Here is a 10,703-nt window from a genome sequence, read left to right on the forward strand (position 1 = left end):
GTGTGGGCGGCAACTCCCGCGGTTGCTGCGTGCGCGCGCCCTCCACTCCCACCGCGAGGCGCGCGAGGGAGGGCAGTGGCTCCTCCAGCCCGAAGGGGGTGCCCTCGGCCATCCGCTCCGGGCGCACCGCCGTGCCGAACAGGTGGTCCCAGACGGTGAGCACCGAGGCGAGGTTCCTTCCCGAGAGCTCCGGGGCCCGGGCGTGGTGGACGTGGTGATAGCGAGGCGTGACGAGCAGCCACTCGAAGGCGCGCTGGGCCGAGGCCGGCCAGGCGACGTTCACGTGCATCACGTGGTTCCAGAGGATGTTGAGCCCCGCGTTGGCCATCACCCAGGACGGAGGCGCATCGAGCAGCCAGCCCAGGGCCGCCGTGGGCAGGAAGTGCAGCACCACATGACCGACGCTGGCGCGGTTGCCGGAGAACCACCAGAGCTGCTCGGCGGAGTGGTGGAAGCGGTGCACGGGCCACAGCCAGCGCGTGTGCATCAGCGCATGCACCCCGTACTTGAAGAAGTCGGCGGCGAGGAAGAAGGCCACCCCGCGCAGCCACCCCGGCATCCCGTCCAGCGAGGGCCGCGGCGCCCAGGCCTCGAGCACATGCCCACCCAGCAGCACCACCGCGCTGCTCAGGTGCCAGGACAGGAGGAACCCGAACACATCGAGGCCCCAGTCTCGCCGGCGGTCCACCGGGCGCAGGGGCCAGCGCCGCTCGGCCAGCGAGAACAGGAGTCCGGTGAGGAAGAAGGCGCTGGTGGCCGTGAGGTACTGGGCGAGGAAGGGCGACATGGCGGGGCAACCGGCGCCAGCTTAGCCGAGCCTGGCGGGTCCGCCTGTTCCCCGAGAACCGCAGACCTCCCGGGCTCGTTTCTCTCGAACTTGTCCACTAAGTGGACAGGTTGCCGAAATCCGAGCCCGGAGGGGGTCTACCCCGGAGTGAACCAGAGCACCGACAGGGGCGGGAGCGTCAGCGAGGCCGAGGCGTCCTGCCCGTCCCACCCGTGTGGATCCGTGTGGATGCGCCCCAGGTTGCCGATGCCGGCGCCGCCGTAGTCCTGGGCATCCGTGTTGAGGATCTCCAGGTAGCTGCCGTGGCGGGGGAAGCCGACGCGGTAGCCCTCGCGGGGCACGGGGGACAGGTTGGCGATGCACACCACGTGGCCGCCCGGCTGACGCGACCGCCGCACGAAGGCGAGCACGTTGGCCGCCGCCGAGTCCGGCTGGAGCCACTGGAAGCCCAGCGGCTCCGAGTCCGCGTCGTACAGCGCCGGGTGGCTCCGGTAGAGCCTGTTGACGTCCGCCATCATGGCCTGGATGCCCCCGTGGCCCGGGTCATGGAGCAGGTGCCAGTCCAGGCTGCGGTCGTTGTTCCACTCGGCGGGCTGGCCGAACTCGCCGCCCATGAAGAGCAGCTTCTTGCCCGGGTGCGCCCACATCCACGCCAGCAGGGCCCGGAGGTTGGCGCGCTTCTGCCACGGGTCCCCCGGCATCTTCCCGTACAGCGAGCCCTTGCCGTGCACCACCTCGTCGTGGCTCAGCGGCAGCATGAAGTGCTCGCTGAAGGCGTAGAGCAGGCCGAAGGTGAGCTGGTTGTGGTGGTGCTGCCGGTAGATGGGGTCCTTCGAGTAGTACGTCAGCGTGTCGTGCATCCAGCCCATGTTCCACTTGAAGTGGAAGCCGAGCCCGCCCTCGCTGGTGGGCTGGCTCACCTTGGGCCACGCCGTGGACTCCTCGGCGATCATCACCGCGCCCGGGAAGCGGCGGCGCACGGTGTCGTTGAGCTCGCGCAGGAAGGAGATGGCCTCCTCGTTCTCCCGGCCGCCCCAGCGGTTGGGAATCCACTCGCCGTGCTTGCGGCTGTAGTCGAGGTAGAGCATCGAGGCCACCGCGTCCACGCGCAGGCCGTCGATGTGGTACTCGTCGAGCCAGAAGATGGCGTTGGCGATGAGGAAGTTGCGCACCTCGTTGCGGCCGAAGTTGAAGACGTAGGTGCCCCAGTCCGGCTGCGTGCCCTGGCGGGGATCCGCGTGCTCATAGAGGGCCGTGCCGTCGAACTGGCCGAGCGCGTGCGCGTCGCGGGGGAAGTGTCCCGGCACCCAGTCCAGCAGCACGCCGATGCCCTGCTCGTGCAGGTAGTTGACGAGGTAGCGGAAGTCATCCGGGTGCCCGAAGCGCGCGGTGGGGGCGTAGTAGTTGCCCACCTGGTAGCCCCAGGAGCCGCCGAAGGGGTGCTCGGACACGGGCATCAGCTCCACGTGGGTGAAGCCCATCCGCTTCACGTACTCCGCGAGCGCGGTCGCCATCTCGCGGTAGGTGAGGGACCGGTCCCCGTCCTCGATCACCCGCCGCCACGAGGCGAGGTGCACCTCGTAGATGGACCAGGGCTCGTGGTCCACGTTCTTCGTGGTGCGCGCCGTCATCCACTTCTCGTCCGTCCACTGGAAGTGGTTCAGGTCATGCACCACCGAGGCCGTGGCCGGAGGCACCTCGGTGCGGAAGGCGAACGGGTCCGACTTGAGCAGGCGCGTGCCGCCATGTCCCGGGCGGATCTCGAACTTGTAGCGCGTGCCCTCGCCGACCTCGGGGATGAAGATCTCCCAGATGCCCGAGGCGCCCATGCGCCGCATCGCGTGCAGCCGGCCGTCCCAGCTGTTGAAGTCGCCCACCACGGAGACGCCCGCGGCCGTGGGTGCCCACACCGCGAAGGCCACGCCGCTGATGCCGTTGTGGTGGATGGGGTGGGCCCCCATGCGCTCCCAGAGCTGCTCGTGCCGGCCCTCGCCCGCGAAGTACAGGTCCATGTCGCCCAGCGTGGGCAGGAAGCTGTAGGGGTCGCGAAGCGTGAAGGTCTTGTTGCCCGGGTACTCCACTTCGATGAGGTAGTTGAAGGACTCCGTCCTGCCGTTGAGCCGGGCCTCGAAGACGCCCCCCAGGCGGTGCGTCATGGGGATGCGCCCGCCGAACTCCGGGAGCACGTGGATGGCGACCGCGTCCGGGCGGAAGGCCCGCACCACCATCGCATCCCCATCCGGGTGGATGCCCAGCACGCGGTGCGGCTCGGGATGTCTCAGCTCCACCACCTGCTGCAGCTCCGCATCCACCTGCTGCCGATCCATCGGCTTCTTCACTTGCGAACCTCCATCCTCGAGAGCGCCTGGACGGGGATGCGCACCCAGTCCGGCCGGTTCTGAAGCTCGTAACGCACCTCGTAGAGCATCTTCTCCAGCTCCAAGGCGTCAAGCATGACGTAGAAGGTCGCGTCGTCCTGGGGAAGGAAGGCGGCCCCGCGCGTGGCGGCGCGGTAGCCCTCCAGGAAGGCCTGACGCGCCGGGGCCACGCGCTCGCCGGCGGACTGGCCCTCGAGCTGCACCGTCGCCTCCGCGTAGTCGAAGGAGCGCAACATTCCCGCCACATCCCGCAGCGGCGAGTACTTCTCCCGTCGCAGGGCGAAGCTGCGCCCCGGCTCGCCCTCGAAGTCGATGATGAGCCAGTCCCCCTCCGCCCGGAGCACCTGTCCGAGATGCAGATCCCCATGAATCCGGATTTTCTGTCCCGAGGGAGGCACGTGCGCCAGCCGCTTCGCCTGCTCGATGAGCCCCTCGCGCCGCTGCTCCAGCTCGGGGAACTGGCGCGTGGCCTCGTTGAGGGTGACGCCCAGCTCGCCCACGATGGAGGCGCTCCAGCGCTGGAGATCCTCCAGGTGGATGGCCTCCGGGGCGAAGGCCGGCTCGTCGGTGCTGGAGGCCAGGGCGCGGTGCAGCTCGCCCAACCGCTGGCCCAGCCCGCGCATCTCCCCGAGGAAGCCCTCCGTCAGCTGGGCGCCGCGGCGGAACTGGCCCAGCGAGTAGCTCCAGCCGTCCGTGGCGTTGGGGACGAAGCGGTGCACCACCGCCAGGGTGGCGCCCGCGGGCCCCTCCGATTGCAGCGCGCCCAGCAGGGTGGGGGTGGCCCGGAAGGACGTCTTCGTCGCCAGGAAGCGGCCCACCTCGTACTCGGGGTTGATGCCGGCCTCCAGCTTGCGGATGACCTTGAGGATGACCTTCTCGGCGATCACCACCGAGGTGTTGCTCTGCTCCACGTGCAGCCGCCGCACCGGCACGGGGGAGGGCAGGGCCATCAGCCCCTCCGGGGTGTCCAGCCACTCGCCGAGGAGCTTGCCCGAGGCACTGGACAGCTCGCGCTTCTCGCGGATGAGGCCGAAGGTGGCGCGCAGGGCCTCCACGTCCTCGAAGGCGTCCTGGACGCCCTCGCCCGAGGCGAGCACGGGCAGCAGGTAGCGGTCCGGGTGGCCCAGCTCGTAGAGGACCTCCACCACGGCGAGCATGAAGTCGCGCCCGCCGGGCATCCCCACCAGGGCATGGTCCACCACCGACACCGACTTGATGGGCCAGGCCTTGCCCGCGAACCAGCGCTGGTTGCGCAGGTAGTCCGGCAGCTTCGACAGATCAATGGGCGTGGTCACGGCAATCCCCTCCCGGGCGCGGGCTTCTCGAGGCGGAACCACAGGAACATGTAGGGGCCGAGCGTGAGCTGGTACGGCATGCCGGAGATACGCGGGAAGGGCGTCTCGCCGATGAGCTCCACGGGGATCTGGCCCTCCCAGTCGCGCATGTCGAGCACGGCCGGCTGGGCGAAGCGCGAGAGGTTGCAGATGATGAGGATCGTCTGTCCCTCGTACTCGCGCGTGAAGGCGAGCACCTTGCGGTTGTCCGGGTTGACCCAGCGCAGCTTGCCCATGGCGAAGGCGGGGTAGCGCTGGCGCAGGCGCAGCAGGCGCTTCACCCAGTTGAGCATGGAGGAGCGGGTGCGCTCCTGGGCCTCCACGTTGATGCTCTGGTAGCCGTAGACGGGATCCGCGATGACGGGCGCGTACAGGCGCGCGTAGTCCGCCCGGGAGAAGCCCGAGTTGCGGTCCGGCGTCCACTGCATGGGGGTGCGCACGCCGTTGCGATCGCCCAGGTAGATGTTGTCCCCCATGCCGATCTCGTCCCCGTAGTACATGACGGGGGTGCCCGGCAGGGTGAAGAGCAGGCTGTGCATCAGCTCAATCCGCCGCCGGCCGTTGTCCATCAGCGGGGCGAGGCGGCGCCGGATGCCCACGTTGATGCGCATGCGGGGATCCGTGGCGTACTCCCGGTACATGTAGTCCCGGTCCTCGTCCGTCACCATCTCCAGCGTCAGCTCGTCGTGGTTGCGCAGGAAGATGGCCCACTGGCAGTTGTCGGGGATCTCGGGCGTCTGCTGGAGGATCTCCACGATGGGCGTGCGGTCCTCCCGGCGCACCGCCATGAAGAGGCGGGGCATGACGGGGAAGTGGAAGCCCATGTGGAACTCGTCGCCGTCGCCGAAGTAGACGCGCACGTCGGCGGGCCACTGGTTCGCCTCGGCCAGCAGCAGCTTGTCCGGGTACTCTGAGTCGATCGCCTTGCGCAGCCGCTTGAGGAAGGCGTGCGTCTCCGGGAGGTTCTCGCAGTTGGTGCCCTCGCGCTCGAAGAGGTAGGGCACGGCGTCGCAGCGGAAGCCGTCCACGCCCATGTTCATCCAGAAGCGCATGACGTCCAGCATGGCTTCCTGCACTTCGGGGTTGTCGTAGTTGAGGTCCGGCTGGTGGCTGAAGAAGCGGTGCCAGAAGTACTGCTTGGCCACCGGATCCCACGTCCAGTTGGAGCGCTCGGTGTCGGTGAAGATGATGCGCGTGCCCTGGTACTTCTCGTCCGTGTCGCTCCAGACGTAGAAGTCGCGCTTGGGGCTCTTCGGATCCCTGCGCGCCTCCTGGAACCAGGCGTGCTGGTCGCTGGTGTGGTTGACCACCAGCTCGCTGATGACGCGGATGTCGCGCTTGTGGGCCTCGTCCACCATGCGCTGGAAGTCCGCCAGCGTCCCGTAGTCCGGGTGCACCGCGTAGTAGTCGGCGATGTCGTACCCGTCGTCCTTCAGGGGCGAGGGGTAGTGGGGCAGGATCCAGATACAGGTGACGCCCAGATCCTGCAGGTAGGGGAGCTTCTCGATGAGTCCGGGGATGTCCCCGTGACCATCCGCGTTCGAGTCATAGAACGCGCGGATGTGCAGCTCGTAGATGACGGCTTTCTTGTACCAGAGCGGATCCGTCCGGGTCATAAAGGGCTATGGGCTCTCATTCGTAGTAGTCGAACGCCTGCTCGCTGCGACGGAAGCGGTAGACCGCCCAGATGGCGGCGGGCTGCTCGGGGGTGAGGTGCACATGGGCGGTGGGTCCCTGCCACAGGCTGCGCTCCCCCGTCATCAGCTCGTGCACCTGGTACGTCTCATCCGGCTGGATGCCGAGCTCGGCCAGGGGCACGTGCAGCACGGCCTCCTGGGCGTGGAAGGGATCGAAGCTCACCGCCACCAGCACCTGGCTGGAGCCGTCCGGCGTGCGCTTCAGGTAGAACATCACCTGGTCGTTCTCCGAGGGGTGGAAGCCCAGGTTGTTGTAGAGCTGGAAGGCGCGGTGCTCGCGGCGGATGGTGTTGAGCCGCGCGATGTAGTCGCGGATGTTGCCCGGCCGGTCCAGGTCCCAGGCCTTGAGCTCGTACTTCTCCGAGTCGAGGTACTCCTCCTTGCCCGGCTTGACGGGGGTGCCCTCGCACAGCTCGTAGCCGCAGTACATGCCCCACACGCTGGAGAGCGTGGCGGCCATGGCGGCGCGCAGCCGGAAGCCGCCCGGCCCGCTGCGCTGGAGGAACTCGGGGAGGATGTCCGGCGTGTTCGGCCAGAGGTTGACGCGCATGAAGTCGGACACGGGCGGGCGGGTGACTTCCGTGAGGTACTCCTCCATCTCCTGCTTGAAGTTGCGCCAGGTGAAGTAGGAGTACGACTGCTGGAAGCCCAGCTTGGCCAGGGCCTTCATCACCTTGGGCCGGGTGAAGGCCTCGGAGAGGAAGACGATGTCCGGGCGCACGGTGTGTACCTCGCGCATGAGCCAGGCCCAGAACTGCAGGGGCTTGGTGTGCGGGTTGTCCACGCGGAAGATGCGCACGCCCTGCTCCACCCAGTGCATCACCACCGACTTGAGCTCCGGCCAGAGCGTGGCGCGCCCGGGGCCCATCCAGTCGAAGTTGACGATGTCCTCGTAGCGCTTGGGTGGGTTCTCGGCCGTCTTGATGGTGCCGTCCGGCCGGTGGAGGAACCACTCCGGATGCTCCTTCACGTAGGGGTGGTCCGGCGAGCACTGGTAGGCCAGGTCCAGGGCGATCTCGATCCCCAGCGCGTTGGCCGCCCGGACGAAGCCGCGGAAGTCCTCCAGCGTGCCGAGCGCGGGGTTCACCGCCTTGTGGCCGCCCTCGGCGGCGCCGATGGCCCACGGGCTGCCCACGTCCTCGGGGCCCGCCGTGAGGCTGTTGTTCTTGCCCTTGCGCGCCGTGCGGCCGATGGGGTGGATGGGCGGCAGGTAGATGACGTCGAAGCCCATGGACTGCACGTACGGCAGCCACCGCTCGGCGTCCCGGAAGGTGCCGTGCGTGCGCCCGTCGCGCACCGCCGAGCGCGGGAAGAACTCGTACCAGGAGCTGTAGCTGGCCTTCTCCCGGTCCACGAAGACCTCGAGGACGCGGTCGTACCGGGTGGCGATGGAGCGGTCCGCGTACTTCGCGGCCAGGGGCGCGAGGCCTGGATCCATGGCCGCGGCGACGGCCTGGTGGCCCATGCCCTGGCCGAAGGCGGTGGCGGCTTCCGAGAGCCGGCGGGCCTCCTCGGCGCTGCCGGCCTTCTGCGCGCGCTCGGCGTGGGCCTTGAGCAGGGCGGCGCCCTCCAGCAGCTCGCTGCGCACGTCGCGGCCCACGTCCACCTTGCGCTTGAGCTCGTTCACCCACGTGGCGAAGAGGTCCGGCCAGGCCTCCACCGTGTACTCGTAGCGCCCGTTGCGCGCGAGCGGGATGTCCGCCTCCCACAGGTCGTTGCCACGCGCGACCATGGGCACCTCGGCCCATTCCGTCGCCTGCTCCTTGGGCGAGGACTGCCTCCAGCGCACCACGGCCACCAGGACGTCATGGCCTTCCTTGAAGATGTCGGCCTTGACCGTGAGGGTTTCTCCCTCGACGCGCTTCACCGCCCACCGACCCGCGTCCAGCTGTGGCCGGACGTTCTCGATGAAGGCGCTTCCAATTCGCTCGCTCATAAATGCCAGGCGGCCCCTTATAGGTCCCCGCGCCGCGCTACACCGGCGCTGTCTTTCACCGTGCGTTGATTCCGGACGCTCCGGGCGTCCGGCTCGTTGGCCCGACAACGTTAGGAACGGCTTCGCGGGACGCACACCCGCCAGGAGGGGCTGCTCCCCTGTCTGGCGCTTCTGCCAGGTGAGCGAGCGGCCGAGGGGAGGGCAGGGGGCCCGGAGATAGAACGGGAAACCCGGGGCTCAACTCCCTTTACCCTGTGCCTGCATGCGAAGGTACCGAGGCACTGGATGAAAGGAGGTGCAGCGTGCGGCAGGGGTGGAGAGCGGTGCTGACCGCGGGGCTGCTCTTGGTCCCCGCATGGGGGATGGCGGGCCAGCCGGAGAAGGAGCGGCCCGATGGCGGAACCATCGAGATGACGAACGTGTTCGAGTGCCTCAAGGCCTGCAATGCGAGCATCGAGGAGGCCGAGGACTACTGCCGGCACCTTCCTGACGACAACAAGAAGAGGAAGGCGCTGTGCTGGTCGGCGATCTACGCGGGGAAGGCCGCGTGCCAGGTGTTCTGTCGCGCCGAGTTCGGACCCCCCATCCGGCATTAGGAGTCCTGCCCTTGCGGCTCTCCCGCCCTGGGCGTGACGTCGGAGTGCTCCTCGAAGAACCTCCGAACGAGCGTCATGGCGTTCATGAGCGCATCCACGGGGCCCACCCCCATGACGCACTTGATGCCGGGGAGGTAGCCCTCGATGGAGAGCGGGCAGTACCAAGCCCTGTCCGCCTCACCTGGAAGCGGCTGCGGACGGCCGACGATGATCCTGGAGACTCTTGTTTCCCCCTCTTGGGTGGTGTGCGACCAGCGATCGTCCGCGATCGGGTCATCGATGGTGGTGACTTGAGGGCGCCAGTTTTGAGGGCTCATGGAGGGGAAGGGGAGACACGGAGGACGGGGACGGACCCACCGGGCGCTCGGAGCAGGGGAGCGCCCTGGGGCGGCCGAGGGACCGTCCGGGAGAAGGGTCGGGCGGGCTCGACGTCCGGGCCTGATGAGGACCCGGCGGAGCCACGCCTGATGGGTGCTGATCCGCGGGGAGCGGACCGGGGACTACGCCTGCTGCGACTTGTGCTTGTAGAAGAGGACGAGCGTGTAGCAGTGGAACTCGTTGTCGCTGGACTGTGCGACCACCCGGTCGACGATCTCCAGATCCGAGTTGCTGCGCAGCCACCGCGTCACGTTCTCCCCCAGCTCCTCGCGCTCCTTGGCCTTCGTCGCGGAGAACACCTTCACGCCCGTGAACATCGCCTTCCACTCCTTGCCGTGAGTTTTTTACCGTGTGTGTCAGTAAGGTTATCTCCGGCTGTTCATAGGTGTCAAAAAAGCTTACCTGCCTGGGATGGGGGTTTTCAGCCGGGGGGACGTGCCTAGATTCCCTGAGTCGCTGGAACTGGCGCCCGGGGGAGGGGCTCTCGGGGGTTCTCAGGGTTGGGGAAGGGCGAAGGGGGAAGGCCTGTGGACGTGAAGACCAAGAAGGACCTGGCGGTGGACTTCATCAACGAGATCCGGACGATGGATCCCGCCGCGCTCAACGCGCTGATCGTGAAGGAGGCTGGCGAGGACCTCGCCCAGTTCTTCCTCAACTACAGCGCCAACCTCATCTCCAAGGATCCTTCCCGGGTGCTGGAGAACACCTCGTCGCTGATGCTGATGGGCTATCTCATCCGCACCCACGAGGAGAGGAACAGTCAGACGAAGCAGACGGGCCTGCAGGGGTACGCGTTCGCCTGATCCGGCGGGGGGCGGTGCGCCGAGGCTCGACAGCTCCCACGGGAGCCTGTTAGGGAGCGGCGCCCATGCTCATCGATCTGCACGCGCATTCCTACCTCTCGAAGGACTGCAAACTGGAGCCGCGCGCGGTCCTGGACCGGGCCGCGATGTTCGGTCTGGACGGCGTGGCCTTCACCGAGACCAACACCCAGGACGGCTGCGACGAGCTGTTCGACATCGGCGCGAAGTCCAAGGTGAAGGTCTTCGTCGGCTTGGAGCTCGTCACGGACCGGGGGCAGTACCTGTGCTTCTTCCCCAAGCCTGAGCTGGCTCCCGAGCCGGTGCAGATGTGGGGCAGCAACCGGGAGAAGCCCTGGAGCGCCGCCGAGTGTCTGCCCAAGGTGCGCTCGCTGGGCGCGGCCATCGTGGCGGCCCGTCCGTATGACCGGGACACGCCCAACCCGGCGATGGACTACGTCCGCTCGCTGGGTGGCCTGCTGTGCGCGGTGGAGGGCTACAACGCCCGGGTGAAGCAGACGTCCAACGACCTGGCCGTGGAGGCCGCCGAGGTCCTCAAGCTGCCGTGTACCGGTGGCAGTGATGCCCGCGGTTCGCTGGATGAGGTGGGTTACGGCGCCACCTATTTCAAGAAGCCCATCCAGACGCAGGAGCAGCTCGTGGCCGCGCTGTTGGCCGGGGACTATTTCCCGGTGATGGCCGGTGAGCTGCCGCGCCTCACCCGCCCGGGCGAGGCCCAGGCGGGGCGGGGCGGTGGGGGTGGCAAGCGTCGAGGCGGTGGGGGTGGCGGTGGTGGT

Annotated in this window: 10 protein-coding genes; 3 read left to right on the forward strand and 7 right to left on the reverse strand. The window is 68.2% G+C overall.

The window, feature by feature from the left end:
• From VF697_RS23245 to VF697_RS23265, 5 genes are all read right to left on the reverse strand, one after another.
• On the reverse strand, nt 1–787 hold a 787-nt coding region (locus tag VF697_RS23245), incomplete at its 3' end, for a sterol desaturase family protein (RefSeq protein ID WP_331098509.1).
• A gap of 137 nt (nt 788–924) precedes the next feature.
• Nucleotides 925–3,126 (reverse strand): 1,4-alpha-glucan branching protein GlgB, encoded by a 2,202-nt coding sequence (glgB, locus tag VF697_RS23250; RefSeq protein ID WP_331098511.1) that lies wholly within the window; start codon nt 3,124–3,126, stop codon nt 925–927.
• Nucleotides 3,123–4,460, reverse strand: coding sequence for a phosphotransferase (locus VF697_RS23255; protein WP_331098513.1), 1,338 nt, complete (start codon nt 4,458–4,460; stop codon nt 3,123–3,125). The genes glgB and VF697_RS23255 overlap by 4 nt, the downstream gene beginning before the upstream one ends.
• Complete coding sequence (treS, locus tag VF697_RS23260; RefSeq protein WP_331098515.1) at nt 4,457–6,115, reverse strand: maltose alpha-D-glucosyltransferase; 1,659 nt, start codon at nt 6,113–6,115, stop codon at nt 4,457–4,459. Before treS ends, VF697_RS23255 begins: the two co-directional genes overlap by 4 nt.
• A 16-nt stretch (nt 6,116–6,131) precedes the next feature.
• On the reverse strand, nt 6,132–8,132 hold the full coding sequence (locus VF697_RS23265) for an alpha-1,4-glucan--maltose-1-phosphate maltosyltransferase (RefSeq protein ID WP_331098517.1): 2,001 nt from the start codon (nt 8,130–8,132) through the stop codon (nt 6,132–6,134).
• 302 nt (nt 8,133–8,434) lie between these two features.
• Here VF697_RS23265 and VF697_RS23270 point away from each other — a divergent pair, with 302 nt between their 5' ends.
• Nucleotides 8,435–8,728: a hypothetical protein gene (locus tag VF697_RS23270; protein ID WP_331098519.1), complete on the forward strand. Its 294-nt coding sequence runs from the start codon at nt 8,435–8,437 to the stop codon at nt 8,726–8,728.
• On the opposite strand, the gene VF697_RS23275 is transcribed toward VF697_RS23270, so the two are convergent.
• Both VF697_RS23275 and VF697_RS23280 read right to left on the reverse strand, forming a co-directional pair.
• Nucleotides 8,725–9,045 (reverse strand): hypothetical protein, encoded by a 321-nt coding sequence (locus VF697_RS23275; RefSeq protein ID WP_331098521.1) that lies wholly within the window; start codon nt 9,043–9,045, stop codon nt 8,725–8,727. The genes VF697_RS23270 and VF697_RS23275 overlap by 4 nt on opposite strands.
• 183 nt (nt 9,046–9,228) lie before the next feature.
• Nucleotides 9,229–9,423: a hypothetical protein gene (locus VF697_RS23280; RefSeq protein WP_331098523.1), complete on the reverse strand. Its 195-nt coding sequence runs from the start codon at nt 9,421–9,423 to the stop codon at nt 9,229–9,231.
• A gap of 210 nt (nt 9,424–9,633) precedes the next feature.
• Here VF697_RS23280 and VF697_RS23285 point away from each other — a divergent pair, with 210 nt between their 5' ends.
• Together VF697_RS23285 and VF697_RS23290 are read left to right on the forward strand one after the other, a co-directional pair.
• Entirely contained in the window at nt 9,634–9,909 is a 276-nt protein-coding gene (locus VF697_RS23285) for a hypothetical protein (RefSeq protein WP_204228580.1), read from the forward strand.
• Between the two features lie 65 nt (nt 9,910–9,974).
• Nucleotides 9,975–10,703 (forward strand): PHP domain-containing protein (locus VF697_RS23290; protein WP_331098527.1); only part of this gene is annotated, 729 nt, incomplete at its 3' end.

It is taken from the genome of Archangium sp., from assembly GCF_036388035.1.
Taxonomy (GTDB): Bacteria; Myxococcota; Myxococcia; order Myxococcales; family Myxococcaceae; genus Archangium.

What these genes read in the sequence shown, in the direction of transcription:
- treS (WP_331098515.1), bottom strand. Translation starts at nt 6,115, where the DNA reads ATGACCCGGACGGATCCGCTCTGGTACAAGAAAGCCGTCATCTACGAG.
- VF697_RS23265 (WP_331098517.1), bottom strand. Translation starts at nt 8,132, where the DNA reads ATGAGCGAGCGAATTGGAAGCGCCTTCATCGAGAACGTCCGGCCACAG.
- VF697_RS23275 (WP_331098521.1), bottom strand. Translation starts at nt 9,045, where the DNA reads ATGAGCCCTCAAAACTGGCGCCCTCAAGTCACCACCATCGATGACCCG.
- VF697_RS23280 (WP_331098523.1), bottom strand. Translation starts at nt 9,423, where the DNA reads ATGTTCACGGGCGTGAAGGTGTTCTCCGCGACGAAGGCCAAGGAGCGC.